The sequence below is a fragment of the Alteriqipengyuania triglochinis genome (genome assembly GCF_054655655.1).
This window is the reverse complement of record NZ_BAAHNC010000001.1, coordinates 422,808-439,255: the sequence shown is the minus strand read 5'-3', so window position 1 is coordinate 439,255 and position 16,448 is coordinate 422,808. Positions and strand designations below refer to the sequence as shown.

Genomic DNA, 16,448 nt, shown 5'->3' with positions numbered 1-16,448 from the left:
CGAATCGCGGCGTCAGCGCGCCGTTCAGGAGTATTCCCGCACATGAGTCTCGATCCCGCACGCATGATCCCGATGGCCAATGCCATCAGGGCCCTTTCTATGGATGCGGTGCAGAAAGCGCAAAGCGGCCACCCCGGCATGCCGATGGGCATGGCCGATGTCGCCACGGTCCTGTGGTCGAATTACCTCAAGTACGATGCCAGCGCGCCGGGCTGGGCCGACCGCGACCGTTTCGTGCTGAGTGCGGGCCACGGATCGATGCTGCACTATTCGCTGCTCAACCTGTCGGGCTTCGCGCATCCGACGATGGATGAGATCCGGAATTTCCGCCAGCTGGGTAGTCCGACCGCGGGCCACCCGGAGAACTTCCTGCTTCCCGGCGTCGAATGCACCACCGGCCCGCTGGGTCAGGGGCTGGCGATGGCGGTCGGCATGGCGATGGCGGAGCGGCACCTGAACGCGCAGTTCGGGGACGATCTGGTCGACCACCGCACCTGGGTGATCGCGGGCGACGGGTGCCTGATGGAAGGCATCAACCACGAGGCGATCGGCCTGGCCGGGCACCTGAAACTCAGCCGCCTGATCGTGTTCTGGGACGATAACCAGATCACTATCGACGGCAGCACCGACCTTTCGACGAGCGAGAACGTGCGCGCCCGCTTCGAGGCGACCGGATGGTTCGTCAATGCGTGCGACGGCCACGACTATGCCGACATCGCCCGCGCGATCGACGAGGCGGTGGCCGAAGATCGCCCCGCTCTGATCGCGTGCCGGACGATGATCGGTTACGGCGCGCCCAACAAGCAGGGCACCTCGGCCACGCACGGTTCTCCGCTGGGCGCGGACGAAGTTGCCGCGGCACGCAAGGAGCTCAACTGGCAGGCGGAACCGTTCGAGATCCCCGACCAGATTCGCAGCGAATGGCACTCTGCCGGATCGCGCAGCTACGAGGTGCGGACCGATTGGGCCAATCGACTCGACGCGAGCGAGCAGAAGGCCGAGTTCGAGCGCCGCATGGCTGGCGACCTGCCCGAAGGCTTCGATCTTTCCGAATTCGTTGCCGAGCTGGTGCGCGAACCGGCCAAGGTCGCGACCCGCAAGGCGAGCGAGAATGCGCTGGCGGTGATCAACACGCACCTGCCGGAGACGATCGGCGGATCGGCCGACCTCACCGGGTCGAACAACACCAAGACCGAATCGCTGCAGCCCTTCACCGCGGACGACGGGTCCGGGCGCTACGTCTATTACGGCATCCGCGAGTTCGGCATGGCCGCCGCGATGAACGGGATGGCGCTGCATGGCGGCGTGATCCCCTATGGCGGCACCTTCCTCGTGTTCAGCGACTACTGCCGCCCCGCGATCCGCCTGTCTGCGCTGCAGGAAGCGCGCGTCGTCTACGTGATGACTCACGATTCGATCGGGCTTGGCGAAGACGGGCCGACCCACCAGCCGATCGAGCACCTGCAATCGCTGCGGGCGATCCCGAACCTGCTGGTGATGCGCCCGGGCGATGCGGTCGAGACTGCGGAGTGCTGGGAAGTGGCGCTCCAGCAGAAGAAGCGCCCCACCGTGCTCGCACTGTCGCGGCAGGGCCTCGACCAGTTCCGCACCGAGGAGGCGGAAGAAAACCGCTCGGCGCGCGGGGCTTACCGGGTGAAGGATGCGCAGGGCGAACGCCGCGTGATCCTGATCGCGACCGGGTCCGAAGTCGGCCTCGCACTTGAGTGTGCGGCCGAACTCGAATCGCGCGATATCGGCACTGACGTGGTCTCGATGCCCTGCGCCGAGCTGTTCGACGAACAGAGCCCGACCTATCGCGACAACCTGCTGCCCAATGTCGGCCCCGAGGAAATCCTTCGGGTCAGCATCGAGGCAGGGACCACCTTCGGGTGGGAACGCTACACCATGCTCAACGGGCTGCGGATCGGCATCGACAGCTTCGGCACCTCGGCCCCGGCCAAGGATGCATACGAGCATTTCGGTATCACCAGCGAGGCGATCGTCCCGAAGATCATCGCCAAGCTAGAAGCATAAAGTCAGGAGAAAATCGTCATGGCGACCAAGGTAGCAATCAATGGTTTCGGCCGCATCGGACGGCTCGTCGCGCGCGCTATTCTGGAGCGCAGCGATCACGATCTGGAGCTGGTGGCGATCAACGACCTGGCCAATGCAGATGCCAATGCGCTGCTGTTCCAGTTCGATTCGACGCACGGCCGCTTCCCCGGCTCGGTGAGCGTGGACGGCAATGCCCTGGTGGTCGGCGGCAAGAAAATCGCGGTGACGAGCGAGCGTGAGCCCGGCAAGCTGCCGCACGGCGACATGGGCGTGGACATCGTGCTCGAATGCACCGGCTTCTTCCAGTCGGTCGATGCGGCCAAGCCGCACCTCGATGCAGGCGCCAAGCGCGTGCTGATCTCGGCGCCCGCCAAGGGCGACCTGAAGACGGTGGTCTACGGCGTGAACCACGACGTGCTGACCTCGGACGACCTGATCGTCTCCAACGCCAGCTGCACCACCAACTGCCTCGCGCCGGTGGCGAAGGTGTTGAACGATCTGGTGGGGATCGAGCGTGGCTTCATGACCACGATCCACTCCTACACCAACGATCAGCGCATGCTCGACCAGATGCACAGCGACATGCGCCGTGCACGCGGCGGTGCGCAGAACATGATCCCGACCACCACCGGCGCTGCCCGCGCGGTCGGCCTGGTGCTGCCCGAACTCAACGGCAAGCTGGATGGCTCTTCGGTCCGTGTCCCGACGCCGAACGTCTCGCTGATCGACCTGGTCTTCACGCCGGGCCGCGACACGAGCGCGGAAGAAATGAACGAAGCGCTGAAGTCTGCAGCGAATGGTCCGATGAAGGGCGTGCTCGACTTCACCGATCAGCCGCTGGTTTCCAGCGACTTCAACCACCAGCCCGCCAGCAGCACGGTCGACAGCCTCGAAACCGCGGTGCTCGAAGGCAAGCTGGCGCGCGTGGTCAGCTGGTACGACAACGAATGGGGCTTCTCCAACCGGATGATCGACACCGCCGGCGTGATGGCGAAGCTGATCTAGTTCATCGAGAATAGCACCGCTCGTGCTGAGCTTGTCGAAGCACTGCTCTTCTTGCTGAGCTGCGGTTCGAAAGAAAGAACAGCCGTTGGGCGTTGCCCACCTTCGGTTCCGACAGGCTCAGGGCGAGCGGAGTTTTTTATCGTGAGTACATTCAAAACCCTCGACGATCTGCCTGCCGATCTCTCCGGCAAGGTCGTACTGGTGCGCGTGGACCTGAACCTGCCGATGAAGGACGGCTCCGCCACCGACGTCACGCGGGTTGAGGCCGCTAAGCCGACGATCCTCGAACTGTGCGAAAAGGGCGCGAAAGTGCTGCTGCTCGCCCATTTCGGGCGACCGAAGGGCCAGCGTCACTCGACTATGAGCACAAGTTTTGTGCAGGACGATGTGGAAGATGTGCTGGGCAAGGAGCTGATGTTCATCTCCGAAGTCTCCGGCCCGGTGGTAGCGCAGTCGATTGGCATCCTCGGCAATGGCGATATCGGCCTGCTCGACAATGTCCGCTTCTGGCCGGGTGAAGAGGCGAACGATCCCGAATTCGCCGCTGGCATGGCGCAGCACGCTGACCTCTACGTCAACGACGCGTTCTCCGCCGCGCACCGCGCGCATGCGAGCACCGAGGGGCTGGCACATATCCTGCCTGCCTATGCGGGCCGCGCGATGGAGGCGGAGCTCAAGGCGCTCGACGCGGCGCTCGGCAATCCGGAACAGCCGGTGGCGGCGGTCGTGGGCGGGGCCAAGGTCTCGACCAAGCTCGACGTCTTGCAGAATCTGGTCGGCCGGGTGCAGCACCTGATCATCGGCGGCGGGATGGCCAACACCTTCCTCGCCGCGCGCGGGGCCGACGTCGGCAAGTCGCTGTGCGAGCACGACCTGGTCGACAAGGCGAATGCGATCATGGACGAAGCGGACCATGCGGGCTGCACCGTGCACCTGCCCTACGACGTGGTGGTGGCGAAGGAATTCACCGCCAACCCGGCCTCGCTGCGCACCAGCAACGTGCACGAGGTCGCGGCGGACGAGATGATTCTCGATATCGGGCCGCAGGCGACCGAAGCGCTCGCCGACGTGCTCAAGACCTGCAAGACGCTGGTCTGGAACGGGCCGTTGGGCGCGTTCGAGACCGAGCCGTTCGACCAGGCGACCGTGAGCCTTGCGCGTACCGCTGCCGCGCTGACCAAGGAAGGCTCGCTCGTCTCGATCGCGGGCGGAGGCGACACCGTAGCCGCGCTCAACGCGGCCGGTGTGGCAGGTGATTTCACTTATGTTTCAACTGCTGGCGGCGCTTTCCTCGAATGGATGGAAGGCAAGCCGCTGCCTGGTGTCGAGGCGCTGAAGGGGGCGGTATGAGCGAAAACCAGGGAGTGGGCGAGGGCGGCAACGGCCTCGTCGATGTGCACGAAGGCGAGTTCGCGGGCTGGCAGGTCTGGCAGAGCGATGCGTTCGAGCAGCGCGCCGGGCCCTTCTACGAGAAGCGGCAGGACGACGGTACGATGGTGACCGCGTTCCGCGCCGAACCGCGCCACATGAACGGTGCGGGCTTCATGCATGGCGGCTGCCTGATGACCTTCGCCGATTCGGCCATTTTCACCATCGCGCGCGATGCGATGGGCGATAGCCATGGCGTGACGCTGACGCTGACCGGCGATTTCCTCGATCCGGTGCGCGTCGGCCAGCTGGTCGAGGCGACGGGCGAGGTCGTGCGTGCCGGGGGCAAGACGATCTTCGTCGCCGGGATCGTGCGCGCGGACGGCAATCCGGTCCTGCGGCTCGACGGGATCATCCGCAAGGTCCGGGGCAGCCGCTAAGGCACCGCACGAAGGCGCCGTCCGAACCGCCAGGCGCCCTGCCTGAGCGCATCCCGAATGGTAACGGTAACATCCCGGGCGCTGCTTGCAGCCCCTTGGTCTGCTGGCTAAGCCGCGCGTATCGGTACATTTTTTTGAAAGGCGCGCAGTCCATGAACTTCGAACAGATGAAGGCGAAGATCGCCGAAGGTAACGGCTTTATCGCGGCGCTGGACCAGTCGGGCGGCTCCACGCCCAAGGCGCTGGCGGGCTATGGCGTCGCCGAGAGCGAATATTCCGGCGACGACGAGATGTTCGCCAAGATCCACGAAATGCGCTGCCGCATCGTGGAAAGCCCCGCCTTCACGGGCGACAAGGTGGTCGGCGCGATCCTGTTCGAAAAGACGATGGAAGGCTGCAATCCCGAAGGTATGCCGATCCCCGAACGGCTCGCGGGCAAGGAAATCGTGCCCTTCCTGAAGGTCGACAAGGGGATGCACGACACCGAAAACGGCGTACAGCTGATGAAGGACATGCCGCAGCTGGCCGATCAGTGCGCCCGTGCCAAGGAACTGGGCGTGTTCGGCACCAAGATGCGTTCGGTCGTGCACGAGGCGAACCAGCAGGGGATCGCCGATGCGGTTCGCCAGCAGATGGATTTCGGGCTGCAGATCCTTGGCCATGGCCTCGTCCCGATCCTCGAACCCGAAGTGAGTCTCAAGTCGGACAGCCGCGGGACCGCCGAAGCCCACCTGCTGGCCGCTTTCCTCGACCAGCTCGAGCGGGTGCCCGAAGGCCAGCAGGTGATGCTCAAGCTCACCATTCCGAGCGAGCCGAACCTCTATCTGCCGCTGGTCGAACACCCCAAGGTGCTGCGCGTGGTCGCGCTGTCGGGTGGTTACGAGCGCGACGAAGCCTGCCGCGAGCTGGCCAAGAACTCCGGCATGATCGCAAGCTTCAGCCGCGCTCTTCTGGAAGAGCTGCGCGCGCATATGGACGAAGAGAAGTTCAACAACGCGCTCGAAACCGCGATCGACGAAATTTACTCCGCCAGCGTCGCCGGCTGATCGCTATTCGGCGGTAAAGCGTAAGCGATATTCGGCCGAGGTGATGCGCGGGTCCGTCCGCACGGCGGGTTGAACCTCGGCCAGTTTCACGGTGACGCCGCGCACGCTGTGCGGCTCCCCCAAGACGAGCGGCTGCGTCTGTCCCCAGCCCGCGCCGTCGATCCGCGTTTCCACGACGACGCGGCCGGCCTGCACGCATTGCACGCCCTGCGGGCAGCGGCTGTCTTCGGTCACGCGCATCGGGGTCACCACCACGCGGCCCAGCTGGACCGGGCGCAGCAGCCCGACCGACGCGCCCTGCTGGGCGACCTCGTGCGGCGAATCGACGATCGGCGCATTGGGCACGATCGCGCAGGCGGAAAGCGGCAGGATGGCGGCAAGGAGGAGGGTGTTTTTCATCATCCGCCGATTAGCGCGCGGGCAGCTTGCCTGCGCCTGAATATCGACGAACCGTGCGGCGCGCGCTAGGCGGTTCCTTATGACCAAGTCCGATGGCGCGACCCCGCGCATTCCCACCCAGCTCTACCTGATCTCCCCGCTCGAAGTCGGCGGCGATTTTCCCGACCGGCTCGCCCGCGCGCTGGAGGCGGGGAAGGGGCATGTCACCGCGTTCCAGTTCCGGGTGAAAGGCTTCGACGGATCGGCCGGCCAGCACGAAGCTGCCGCGCTCGCCGCGCCCTTGCAGGAAATCTGCGCCGCGCACGACGTCGCCTTCATCGTCAATGACGACATTGCCCTCGCCAAGCGGCTGAAGGCCGACGGCGTCCATCTCGGCCAGGAGGATGGCACGGTGGAAGAAGCGCGCGATGCGCTGGGCATGCAGGTGCAGATCGGCGTAACCTGCCACGCATCACGTCATCTCGCGATGGAAGCGGGCGACGCCGGGGCCGATTACGTCGCGTTCGGTGCGTTCTTCCCGAGCACCACGAAAGACAAGGGGGATGCCGAACGGCCCGAACCCGAAATCCTCGCCTGGTGGTCGCAGATTTTCGAACTCCCATGCGTCGCGATCGGCGGAATAACCCCGGACAATTGCGGCCCGCTGATCGAAGCAGGCGCCGATTTCCTCGCCGTGTCGGGCGCCGTGTGGAACGGTGACGAGGTGGCGGCCGTTGAAGCTTTCGTACGCGTGCTGGACGCTGTGCAGGATGCTTGAGGGGCCATCATGTTTTCGGGGCGGAAATCTGCAAAGCACACGATGATGGGCGCGGTCGATCGTATCCTTACGATCATCGTGACCGCGACCATCACATCGATGGTCTGGATCGTTGCCGGCGGCAGCCTGCTCGATCTCGCCGGCTCGGACAGCCAGATCGAAAAGACCCGCCCGGGTCAGGCCGTGGCCGAAGCTGAGCAGCCGATCACGCAGGAAACGGTTTCCGGGGACGAGCGCGCACCGGCGCTCGCACAGCGCGCCGCAAATGTCGCCTCACCGGACAGTGCCAGTGCGACGCGGCCCCGCAGCACCGATCTGGGCCAGCTTGTCATTCCGGTTCTCAATGTACGCCAGGGCGACCTTTCCGACAGCTTCATGGCCGAACGTGACGGTGCTTCGCGCCTGCACGAGGCGATCGACATCATGGCTCCCCGGGGAACCTCGGTCGTTGCCGCGGCCCCGGGTACGATCGAGCGGATCTATCGCTCCGAAAAGGGCGGGAATTCGCTCTACGTGCGCTCGCGCGACAGGGAGACGATCTTCTACTACGCGCATCTCGACAAATACGCACCCGGGCTCAAGGAAGGGCAGAAGGTCCGGCGTGGACAGCGGATCGGCACGGTCGGAACCACCGGCAACGCCGCACCCGATGCGCCGCACCTCCACTTCGCGATCATGCGCACGACCAAGGATGCCGAGTGGTGGGAGCCCACCAATGCGATCAACCCGTTTCCTTACCTGACCGATAAGGCGGACTGACCCGGCTTCGCGGTCAGTCGGCGGGGCCGCTGCGTACGCAGCGCATCCGCCCCAGCGTTCCGTCAGCCAGCTTTTCGCGCAGGATGCGCCGCCCCGCGCGTTCCATTCTCTTGCCCTTCAGGGGGCCGCGCGTGAACGTCAGCTCGCTGCCGCGCAGCAGGTAGACGCCGCGCTTGCCCTCCGCCTCGTAGCTCGATGCGTTGAGGATGGTGAAATCGCTCTCGGGAACGCGAAGCCACGCCGGACCTGCAGCATTGCCGGGTAGCGTGCACTGGTAGTGACCGATCGGCAGCGTATCGATGCGGTCCGATTGCGGCCTGTCCGCATGGCTGGCGAAAGCCGCTGCGGGCATCACGGTCGCGGCAAGCGCGCCCGCCAAGGCGAGCGGCCTCAAGAAATACGTAATCCTGTCCATGGCGCGGCATATAGTACGCGTTAGCTTGAATGACCATGAGCGCTCCGCTAAGGCCCGCGCCTTCGCTGCATCGGTGCGTCATCGCCCGGGCCGCAGCCCTCATTCGCTCAGAGCCAAGGTACCCACCATGAAGATCAGCGGCGTCGATATCCGCCCCGGCAATATCATCGAATACGAAGGCGGCATCTGGAAGGTCGCCAAGATCCAGCATACCCAGCCGGGCAAGGGCGGGGCCTACATGCAGGTCGAGATGAAGAACCTGCAGGACGGCCGCAAGACCAACGTGCGCTTCCGCAGCGCCGACACGGTCGAAAAGGTCCGGCTCGATACCAAGGACTACCAGTTCCTCTACGAGGATGGCGACATGCTGGTGTTCATGGACACCGACACCTACGAACAGATCAACCTGCCGAGCGACCTGCTGGGCGATGCGCGCCCGTTCCTTCAGGATGGCATGACCGTGACGCTGGAACTGTGGGAAGAAAAGCCGATCTCGGTCGCTCTGCCCGAACAGATCGAAGCCGAAATCGTGGAAGCCGACGCGGTGGTGAAGGGGCAGACCGCCTCGTCCAGCTACAAGCCCGCGATCCTCGACAATGGCGTGCGCATCATGGTCCCGCCGCATATCGAAAGCGGCACGCGGATCATCGTCGACGTCTACGAACAGAGCTACGTCGGAAAGGCAGGCTGAGCATGCGTTCGCACCCCATTTTCGCACTCGCCGCGAGCCTCGTTCTCGCCGCGCCTGCCATCGCCCAGGATGCGCCCGCCGCCGCGCCTGCCCCCGAAGAAAAGGCAAAGATCGACCGTGCCGGCCTGATCTTCAGCATGTTCGCGCAGGCCCTGCGGAGCGACGACATCCCCGATGCCGAGAAGGACGGGCTGATCGCGTGCCTCTACGCCAACACGCTCGAAGACGTCAGCAAGGCTACCGGCGAGCTGCTGGCCCAGAACCCGGAGATCGACGCAAGCGAGCCGGTCAACGTTTATGTCGTCGCGGCAGTCGCCTGCGGTGCGCGCGAAGCCGGTGCGGCTGCTGGTGATGCAGCGCCCGCACAGTCCGAGTAACGGGAACAGACAATGGCAGCGATTACCGGTCTGATCCGCGTCATGGAACGCGCCGCACGCCGTGCAGGCGGCAAGCTTCGGCGCGACTTCGGCGAAATCGAACATCTCCAGGTGAGCCGCAAGGGACCCGCCGACTTCGTCAGCAAGGCGGACATGCGGGCCGAACGCTCGCTCTACGACGATCTGCTGCAGGCGCGCCCGGGCTGGGGATTCCTGCTGGAAGAGGCGGGCGAGATCAAAGGCGAGGACGAGAATGCGCCGCGCTGGGTGGTCGACCCGCTCGACGGGACGAGCAATTTCCTCCACGGCATCCCGCACTTCGCGGTCTCGATCGCTGTGCAGGAGCGCAAGCTGGACGGTTCGGGCTGGGGCGATGTGACGGCTGCGGTGGTCTACCAGCCGATCACCGACGAAACCTTCTGGGCAGAGAAGACCCGCGGTGCCTGGCTGCATGATGCGCGCCTGCGCGTGTCCGCGCGATCGCGCATGGACGAGGCGCTGATCGCGACCGGGATGCCGTTCCAGGGCCATGGCGACTTTGCGCAATGGAGCCGCATCTACGGCGCTCTCGGACCGGAAGTGGCGGGTATCCGCCGCTTCGGTGCCGCCTCGCTCGACCTCGCGTGGGTCGCAGCCGGGCGTTTCGACGGGTTCTGGGAAAGCGATCTGAAGCCGTGGGATACCGCTGCCGGGTGCCTGCTGGTGCGCGAGGCCGGCGGCTTCGTGACCGACTATCGCGGGCGCAGCCAGCCGGTCCTGCACGAACAGGTTCTGGCCGGGAACGACCGGCTGCATTCCAAGATGCACAAGGTGGTCGCCGCCGCCTTGCGCTGAGCGGAGCATCCTGCAAGACGTTCATTATCAAGGGAATCTTAACGGCCCTTTGATCTAAGGAACGCTGTAAGGAAGCTCCCAGCGATGAAGGCCGTCGACCAAAAGACATTTCTCAGCCGATCCGCCAAGATCGAGGCGCTCGTCATATTCGGGCTCTTCGGCTTGGTTCTCGCCGTGTCGATCGCATTCGAAGGGTTCGAGCGGCTCGTCGAATTCTCCGAATCCCACGAATCCTGGGAGCTCGACGAAATCCTGACGGTGCTGATGGTCATGTCGGTCGCGTTTGCGGTCTACTCGGTCAGGCGCCTGCTGGAACTGCGCCGCGAATTTCGGCGCCGGATTGCGGCGGAGAACGAAGCGAACGAGCTTGCCTTTCATGATCCGCTGACCGGCTTGCCCAACCGGCGCAAGGCCTATCAGGCGATCAAGGCCGCGATCGACAATGCCGATACGGCGCCGTTCGCGGTGGCGATGATCGACTTCGACCGCTTCAAGTGGATCAACGACATCTACGGACATGTCGCGGGCGACGAGGTCCTGCTGACCGTCGCCGAGAAGCTGTGCGCCCACGCGCATGCGCACGATTTCATCGCCCGGCTCGGCGGGGACGAGTTCGTGGTTCTGATCGCCGGGTTCGAATCGCACGACGCACTGCTCGTCAGGGTGGAGGAGCTTCTCGGGGCTCTTACCGAGCAGATCGATCTCCCCTCCGCCGGGGCGAAGCTGGCCCTCAGCGCGCGGATCGGCGTCACCCTCGTGGAAAATGCGGGCATCGATATCGACCGGGTCATCACCCAGGCCGATGCCGCGATGTACCGGGCAAAGGCATCGTCGTCGCATTCCCTCTGCTTCTTCGAACGCGGGATGGACGAGGCGGTAGCGCAGCGTGCACAGACCGAGAGGCTGTTGCGCGAAGCGATCGAGAAAGACGAGATCGACCCCTATTTCCAGCCACTGGTGGATTTGTGCACCGGCGAACTGCTCGGCTACGAGGCGTTGGCGCGCTGGCCGCAGCCGGACGGGACGGTGAAGAACCCCGAGGAGTTCATCTCCATCGCCGAGGAATGCGGCCTCATCGGCGAGCTGTATTTCGAGTTGCTGGAAAAGGCTGCTCACGAGGCGCTGAGCTGGGAGGATCACTGCATCCTGTCGGTCAATATCTCACCCCTGCAGTTTTCGGACCCTTGGCTGGTCGAACGGACCTTGCAGACCGTCCAGCGCGCCGGTTTTCCCACGCGGCGCCTGGAGGTGGAGATCACCGAAACCGCGCTGGTCGCCGAAATGGACACCGCGCGCGCGGTCATCGCGAATTTCAAGAACCAGGGGATCCAGGTCTCTCTCGACGATTTCGGCACCGGGTATTCCTCGCTGCGCCATCTGAGCGAGCTCCAGTTCGACAAGCTCAAGATCGACCGGTCCTTCATCGCCGATATCGAGACCAATCAGGACAGCCAGACGATCGTGCGCGCGGTAACATCAATGGCGCATCACCTTGGCCTGAAAGTCATCGTCGAAGGGATCGAGGACGCGGCGAGTGCGAAGAGCGTGCGCGAATATGGCTGCGACGTCGGGCAGGGCTTTCTTTACGGGAAGCCGCTGCCTGCCGAAGGGCTGGGCTACGACGAAGAAGACCAGCAGCCCGATGTCGGTGCCATCGCCTGACGGCGCGACCGGACACGAATGAGCTCTAATTCAATGACCCCCGGCTTTCCCGTTGATGCGGATTGCACGCTCGGCTAGGCAGCACCCGCATCACGCAGGCGCCCCTGTGGTGGAATTGGTAGACGCGCTCGACTCAAAATCGAGTTCCTTACGGAGTGCCCGTTCGAGTCGGGCCAGGGGCACCACTTTCGACAAATGAACGGCTGTGAACCGATGACCTGTGCTGCGCGATTGCGCGACGCCGCCATGACGCGCTATCGCTAGCGTCAGCGATGCTCGAAGCCCCATCCTTTCACGCCATCGCCGCAATGATCGTCACGATCGCGATGTTCTTCGGCTTTGCCCGCAGCAAGCTGTCGACCGAGATCGTTTCGCTGATGACCATCGCCGTGATCGCGGTGTTTCTCTACTTCTTCCCGCTGCCGGACACGCAGCCGACCGACGGGCTGTCACTCGCCTTCTCGGGCTTCGGGCACTACGCGCTGATCACGATCTGCGCGCTGATGATCATGGGCCGCGGCCTGGTGGTCACGGGGGCGCTGGAGCCTGCCGCGCAGATCCTTGAGCGGCTGTTCAAGTGGAATTTGCAGATCGGCCTGCTGGTGTCGCTGGTGGCGGCCATGGCGCTGTCGATGGCGGTCAACGACACGCCCGTGCTGGTGCTGCTGCTGCCGATCTTCGTCAGCCTGGCCGCGCGCGGTGCGCTGCCCGCATCCAAGACGCTGATCCCGCTCAACGCGGCCGTGCTGATCGGCGGGATGGCGACGACCATCGGCACCTCGACCAATATCCTCGTCGTCTCGATCGCCGGTGACCTGGGGATGCCGGAGATGAGCGTGTTTCACTACACGCCGATCGTCCTGTTCGCCGCCGCGATTGCGCTGCCCTATCTGTGGCTGGTGATGCCCCGGCTGCTCAAGGACAACCGGCAGGAAGACACGCGCCCCCAGCGCCGCTTTCAGGCGCGTCTGCGGGTGAGCGATGACGGACCGCTGACGGGCGAGGCGATTACCGATATCCTGCCCAGGATATCGAACGACGTGGTCGTGCACGATGCGCCGACGGGGAACTTGCAGCCCCAGCAGCGCCTGCTCATCTCCGGCACGCAGGAAGGGATCGAGGCCGCGATGCGCACGCTGCGCGGCGAGGCGGCGCCCGACTGGGTGCTGTCAAAGATCAGGCGGCAGGCGGATTCCCGGCGCGAGGATGTGATCGTGGTCGAAATGGCGGTCACCGCGGATTCGCGCCTGATCGGGCGGACCCTGCCGGGATCGGGGATCGCGGATCGCTATGGCGTAGCGGTGCTGGGCGTGCATCGGCCGGAACGGTGGTCGGGCGCGGGCGGGCAGCAGAGCCTGTCCGGCTATTCCGAAGGCGACCTGCAATTCGCCGAGGGCGATGTGCTGATGGTAACCGGCCTGCGGGCCGAGCTGGAAGAGTTCGCGCGCGGGGATAGTCTGCTGATGCTCGAAGGGATGCGCGAACTGCCGCGCCGGTCCAAGGCGCTGCTCTCCGCAGTCATCATGGGTGGGGCGGTCTTCACCGCCTCGATCGGCCTGTTCCCCATCGCGATTTCGGCGCTGGCGGGCGCGATCCTGATGTTCGTGACGGGCTGCGTGAAGTTCGACCGTGTCGGCCGCGCGCTGTCTGCCAAGGTCATCGTGCTGGTCGCGGCGAGCATCGCGGTGGGCTCCATCGTCGAGGCGAGCGGTGCAGCCGCGTGGCTCGGCATGGCCCTGTCGCTAGGCCTCGCGGCGCTCCCTCCCGCGCTGGTGCTGGCGGCGATCATGCTGTTCGTGACCGTACTGACCAATTTTGCCTCGAACGCGACCGCCGCCACCGTCGGCACGCCGATCGCGTTCAGCATCGCGACCGAGCTGGGCCTGCCGCCCGAACCGCTGGTGCTGGCCGTGCTGTTCGGCTGCAACCTGTGTTACGCGACGCCGATCGCCTATCAGACCAACATGCTGATCATGGCCGAAGGATCGTACGAATTTTCGGACTATCTGCGCACCGGCGTGCCGCTGGTGGCGCTGATGGTGACGACCCTGTCGATCCTGCTGGTGCTGACCTATCGCCTCTAGCGATCGCGGCCGGCCCATTTCCTACCGGCCGAAAATTTGCGATTGATGCGGGATGATCTTTCGCGCAGCCTGCCACTCATCGACCGGGGCGATCACAAGGGCCGCGTACGATCGGATGGAATTTAACGTCTGAACACTGTGTCAGGTGTGTCAGGCAAGCCGGGGCAAAAGGAGGAACGGGGATGCATAGGCAGGTTCGGAAGACGGGCGCAGCGCTTGGGACAGTGGCCAGCGCGCTGCTGTGCGCGACCGCTGCATTTGCGCAGGATGATGGTCTGCGGGCGGGCGTCGAACAGGACATGCCCGAACTGATGGAGCTGTATCGCGATCTCCATGCCAACCCCGAACTCAGCTTCGAGGAAACGCAGACCGCCGCCAAGCTCGCCGCGCGGATGCGTGCGCTGGGGTTCGATGTGACCGAGGGCGTGGGCCGCACCGGCGTGGTTGCGGTGATGGAGAACGGGCAGGGGCCGACCGTGCTGCTGCGCGCGGACATGGATGGCCTGCCGGTGGTCGAACAGACCGGGCTGCCCTTCGCCTCCACGGTCACCGCCACGCCGGCCACGGGTGTGGAGACCGGCGTGATGCACGCCTGCGGTCACGACACGCACATGACTGCGTGGATCGGCGCGGCGCAGCAGCTGGTCGACATGAAAGACAGCTGGAGCGGGACGCTTGTGATGATCCTGCAACCCGCCGAAGAGGTGGGCGAGGGCGCACTCGCGATGCTTGAAGACGGCCTGTTTACCCGCTTCCCGAAGCCCGACTATGCGATCGCTTTCCACGATGCGGCGCAGTTTCCTGCCGGGACGATCGGCTACTCGCCCGGCTATGCGCTCGCCAATGTCGACAGCGTGGACATCACGGTGAAGGGCATCGGCGGGCACGGCGCCTATCCGCAATCGACCAAGGATCCGGTCGTGCTGGCGAGCGCGATCGTGATGAAGCTGCAGACGCTGGTCAGCCGCGAGCTTTCGCCGCTCGAGCCCGGCGTCGTGACGGTCGGCAGCTTCCGCGCCGGGTCCAAACACAACATCATCTCCGACGAGGCGAAGCTGCAGCTGACCGTGCGCAGCTATACCGACGAGGCGCGCAAGCTGCTGCTCGACGGGATTGCGCGGATCGCGCGGGGCGAGGCGATTGCTGCGGGTATTGCAGAGGACCAGCTGCCGGTGGTGACCGTAGCCGATCCCTATACGCCTTCGACCTTCAACGACCCCGATTTCACCGAAAGCGTGATGACGGGCTTCCGCTCGCGCTTCGGCGAAGGGCGCGTGATGCAGGTGCCCAGCGTGATGGGGGGCGAGGATTTCAGCCAGTACCGCCGGGCCGACCCCGATGGGGTCGAATCGCTGATCTTCTGGATCGGCGGGGTGCCTGAGGATGAGTGGCAGGCGGCGCAATCGGGAGAGGCCACGCTGCCTTCGCTCCACAGCCCGTTCTGGGCGCCCGACGCTGAGAAGGTGATCGCAACCGGCGCCGAAGCACTGGCCGCGGCCGCGATCGATCTGATGCCCGCCAGCGGCGGCTGAGGGCTAGAGCGCGTAGCGCTCGGCGATAGGGATGAAGCGGTCCTGCTCCGGATCGTAGGCGTCGACCTTGCCTGTGCGGATGTCGTAGACCCATCCGTGCAGTTCGACCTCGCGCTGCGCCAGCCGCAGGGCGACAGTTGGGTGCGTGCGCAGGTGCTGCAACTGGAGCACGACGTTCTGCTCCAGGAGCATGCGCATCTTGTCGGCATCGCTCATCCCTGCGCCGCGGGCGTCGACGATATCGACCGCCGCGCGGCTGTAGCCGAGCCATTCGCGCACGTGGGGCAGGGTGTCGAGCGAACTGCGGTCCCGATGCAGGTCCATCGCGCCCTTCATCGCACCACACTCGGTATGGCCGCACACGACGATGTGGGGCACTTGCAGCGCGGCGCTGGCGAACTCGATGCTCGCGGTCATGCCGCCGGTCTGGTTGGTGTGCGGGGGCACGATATTGCCCGCGTTGCGGCAGATGAACAGCTCGCCCGGATCGGTCTGCGTCATCATCCCGGTTTCGATCCGGGAATCGGAGCAGGTGATGAACAGGGCTTCGGGAGACTGGCCTTCGCTCAGCCGCTCGAACAGCTCCTTGCGACCCGGAAAGACATCGTTCTGGAACTTGAGAACACCACGGGCAAAACGGGGCATAGGCAGGCTTTTCTCGCTGAAAACAGGAAGGTTCAGGAAGTGGGCTCTAGCCGCTGGATCGCCCAAAGCAAGCGGGCGCGCAGGGAAAGCCCCCGCGCGCCCGCCGCTCGCATCCTCTCCGCGCGGTTATTCCGCGTCCGGAACGTAGGTCCCCAGCCGGTGGTGCAAAGCGTTGATCTTGGCCAGTTCCTCGCGGTCTTCCGTGGTCCGCGCGTGGCTCGCCAAGGCGGCGCGCAACAGGCGGAAATCGGCGGTGGAAAGCAGGGCGCGTGCGCGTCCCGGTTCCTTCGGGGTGTCGGTTTGGTCGGTCATAATAAGTACATCCGCTCCATCGGCAGCTTGGGTGGTCCCGTGTGCTGAGGCAGACATGCCGCCCCAG

At 65.0% G+C, this 16,448-nt stretch carries 17 protein-coding genes and 1 tRNA gene; 14 read left to right on the top strand and 4 right to left on the bottom strand.

Translation table 11 applies throughout. The features are described from left to right. The first annotated feature begins 42 nt into the window (after nucleotides 1-42). The 5 genes from tkt (at nucleotide 43) to ACYQ0L_RS02200 (ending at nucleotide 5,914) form a co-directional block, all read left to right on the top strand. Nucleotides 43-2,034 carry a transketolase gene (gene tkt, locus ACYQ0L_RS02220; protein ID WP_459787296.1) on the top strand — a complete coding sequence of 664 codons (1,992 nt, stop codon included), beginning with the start codon at nucleotides 43-45 and terminating at the stop codon, nucleotides 2,032-2,034. A gap of 18 nt (nucleotides 2,035-2,052) precedes the next feature. After that, entirely contained in the window at nucleotides 2,053-3,060 is a 1,008-nt protein-coding gene (gene gap / locus ACYQ0L_RS02215; protein ID WP_459787295.1) for a type I glyceraldehyde-3-phosphate dehydrogenase, read from the top strand. Nucleotides 3,061-3,201: 141 nt separating this feature from the next. Beyond that, a complete protein-coding gene (locus ACYQ0L_RS02210; RefSeq protein ID WP_459787294.1) occupies nucleotides 3,202-4,410 on the top strand; it encodes a phosphoglycerate kinase in 1,209 nt (402 codons plus the stop codon). Further along, nucleotides 4,407-4,868, top strand: a complete 462-nt coding sequence (locus tag ACYQ0L_RS02205; protein WP_459787293.1) for a PaaI family thioesterase — start codon at nucleotides 4,407-4,409, stop codon at nucleotides 4,866-4,868. Before ACYQ0L_RS02210 ends, ACYQ0L_RS02205 begins: the two co-directional genes overlap by 4 nt. Nucleotides 4,869-5,020: 152 nt before the next feature. Further along, nucleotides 5,021-5,914 (top strand): fructose bisphosphate aldolase, encoded by an 894-nt coding sequence (locus tag ACYQ0L_RS02200; RefSeq protein ID WP_459787292.1) that lies wholly within the window; start codon nucleotides 5,021-5,023, stop codon nucleotides 5,912-5,914. A 3-nt stretch (nucleotides 5,915-5,917) separates the two neighbouring features. On the opposite strand, the gene ACYQ0L_RS02195 is transcribed toward ACYQ0L_RS02200, so the two are convergent. Continuing rightward, a complete protein-coding gene (locus tag ACYQ0L_RS02195) occupies nucleotides 5,918-6,313 on the bottom strand; it encodes a hypothetical protein (protein WP_459787291.1) in 396 nt (131 codons plus the stop codon). Nucleotides 6,314-6,392: 79 nt separating this feature from the next. Between ACYQ0L_RS02195 and thiE the strand changes: the two genes are divergently transcribed. Both thiE and ACYQ0L_RS02185 read left to right on the top strand, forming a co-directional pair. Beyond that, a complete protein-coding gene (gene thiE / locus ACYQ0L_RS02190) occupies nucleotides 6,393-7,070 on the top strand; it encodes a thiamine phosphate synthase (protein WP_459787290.1) in 678 nt (225 codons plus the stop codon). Between the two features lie 9 nt (nucleotides 7,071-7,079). Beyond that, entirely contained in the window at nucleotides 7,080-7,829 is a 750-nt protein-coding gene (locus tag ACYQ0L_RS02185) for a M23 family metallopeptidase (protein ID WP_459787289.1), read from the top strand. Nucleotides 7,830-7,842: 13 nt separating this feature from the next. Here ACYQ0L_RS02185 and ACYQ0L_RS02180 read toward each other — a convergent pair whose 3' ends face one another. After that, nucleotides 7,843-8,223: a hypothetical protein gene (locus ACYQ0L_RS02180; protein ID WP_459787288.1), complete on the bottom strand. Its 381-nt coding sequence runs from the start codon at nucleotides 8,221-8,223 to the stop codon at nucleotides 7,843-7,845. 148 nt (nucleotides 8,224-8,371) lie between these two features. Between ACYQ0L_RS02180 and efp the strand changes: the two genes are divergently transcribed. The 7 genes from efp (at nucleotide 8,372) to ACYQ0L_RS02145 (ending at nucleotide 15,424) form a co-directional block, all read left to right on the top strand. After that, nucleotides 8,372-8,935: an elongation factor P gene (efp, locus tag ACYQ0L_RS02175; protein ID WP_459787287.1), complete on the top strand. Its 564-nt coding sequence runs from the start codon at nucleotides 8,372-8,374 to the stop codon at nucleotides 8,933-8,935. 2 nt (nucleotides 8,936-8,937) lie between these two features. Then, nucleotides 8,938-9,312, top strand: a complete 375-nt coding sequence (locus tag ACYQ0L_RS02170) for a hypothetical protein (protein WP_459787286.1) — start codon at nucleotides 8,938-8,940, stop codon at nucleotides 9,310-9,312. Between the two features lie 12 nt (nucleotides 9,313-9,324). Continuing rightward, the gene (locus ACYQ0L_RS02165; RefSeq protein WP_459787285.1) at nucleotides 9,325-10,146 is read left to right on the top strand and encodes an inositol monophosphatase family protein; all 822 of its coding nucleotides are present in this window, start codon (nucleotides 9,325-9,327) and stop codon (nucleotides 10,144-10,146) included. An 84-nt stretch (nucleotides 10,147-10,230) separates the two neighbouring features. Continuing rightward, a complete protein-coding gene (locus tag ACYQ0L_RS02160) occupies nucleotides 10,231-11,808 on the top strand; it encodes a putative bifunctional diguanylate cyclase/phosphodiesterase (RefSeq protein ID WP_459787284.1) in 1,578 nt (525 codons plus the stop codon). 100 nt (nucleotides 11,809-11,908) lie between these two features. Further along, nucleotides 11,909-11,993 (top strand) — tRNA-Leu (locus ACYQ0L_RS02155). Nucleotides 11,994-12,080: 87 nt separating this feature from the next. Beyond that, on the top strand, nucleotides 12,081-13,892 hold the full coding sequence (locus ACYQ0L_RS02150) for an SLC13 family permease (RefSeq protein WP_459787283.1): 1,812 nt from the start codon (nucleotides 12,081-12,083) through the stop codon (nucleotides 13,890-13,892). Between the two features lie 182 nt (nucleotides 13,893-14,074). After that, complete coding sequence (locus ACYQ0L_RS02145) at nucleotides 14,075-15,424, top strand: amidohydrolase (protein ID WP_459787282.1); 1,350 nt, start codon at nucleotides 14,075-14,077, stop codon at nucleotides 15,422-15,424. 3 nt (nucleotides 15,425-15,427) lie between these two features. On the opposite strand, the gene ACYQ0L_RS02140 is transcribed toward ACYQ0L_RS02145, so the two are convergent. Further along, entirely contained in the window at nucleotides 15,428-16,069 is a 642-nt protein-coding gene (locus tag ACYQ0L_RS02140; RefSeq protein WP_459787281.1) for a carbonic anhydrase, read from the bottom strand. A gap of 126 nt (nucleotides 16,070-16,195) precedes the next feature. Beyond that, nucleotides 16,196-16,381, bottom strand: a complete 186-nt coding sequence (locus tag ACYQ0L_RS02135; protein ID WP_459787280.1) for a hypothetical protein — start codon at nucleotides 16,379-16,381, stop codon at nucleotides 16,196-16,198. Nucleotides 16,382-16,448: the final 67 nt, after the last annotated feature.

Coding starts and splice junctions, on each gene's coding strand:
- efp (WP_459787287.1), top strand. CDS start 8,372: ATGAAGATCAGCGGCGTCGATATCCGCCCCGGCAATATCATCGAATAC.
- ACYQ0L_RS02195 (WP_459787291.1), bottom strand. CDS start 6,313: ATGAAAAACACCCTCCTCCTTGCCGCCATCCTGCCGCTTTCCGCCTGC.
- ACYQ0L_RS02205 (WP_459787293.1), top strand. CDS start 4,407: ATGAGCGAAAACCAGGGAGTGGGCGAGGGCGGCAACGGCCTCGTCGAT.
- gap (WP_459787295.1), top strand. CDS start 2,053: ATGGCGACCAAGGTAGCAATCAATGGTTTCGGCCGCATCGGACGGCTC.
- ACYQ0L_RS02135 (WP_459787280.1), bottom strand. CDS start 16,381: ATGACCGACCAAACCGACACCCCGAAGGAACCGGGACGCGCACGCGCC.
- thiE (WP_459787290.1), top strand. CDS start 6,393: ATGACCAAGTCCGATGGCGCGACCCCGCGCATTCCCACCCAGCTCTAC.
- ACYQ0L_RS02165 (WP_459787285.1), top strand. CDS start 9,325: ATGGCAGCGATTACCGGTCTGATCCGCGTCATGGAACGCGCCGCACGC.
- ACYQ0L_RS02140 (WP_459787281.1), bottom strand. CDS start 16,069: ATGCCCCGTTTTGCCCGTGGTGTTCTCAAGTTCCAGAACGATGTCTTT.
- ACYQ0L_RS02185 (WP_459787289.1), top strand. CDS start 7,080: ATGTTTTCGGGGCGGAAATCTGCAAAGCACACGATGATGGGCGCGGTC.
- ACYQ0L_RS02200 (WP_459787292.1), top strand. CDS start 5,021: ATGAACTTCGAACAGATGAAGGCGAAGATCGCCGAAGGTAACGGCTTT.
- ACYQ0L_RS02145 (WP_459787282.1), top strand. CDS start 14,075: ATGCATAGGCAGGTTCGGAAGACGGGCGCAGCGCTTGGGACAGTGGCC.
- ACYQ0L_RS02160 (WP_459787284.1), top strand. CDS start 10,231: ATGAAGGCCGTCGACCAAAAGACATTTCTCAGCCGATCCGCCAAGATC.
- ACYQ0L_RS02170 (WP_459787286.1), top strand. CDS start 8,938: ATGCGTTCGCACCCCATTTTCGCACTCGCCGCGAGCCTCGTTCTCGCC.
- ACYQ0L_RS02150 (WP_459787283.1), top strand. CDS start 12,081: ATGCTCGAAGCCCCATCCTTTCACGCCATCGCCGCAATGATCGTCACG.
- tkt (WP_459787296.1), top strand. CDS start 43: ATGAGTCTCGATCCCGCACGCATGATCCCGATGGCCAATGCCATCAGG.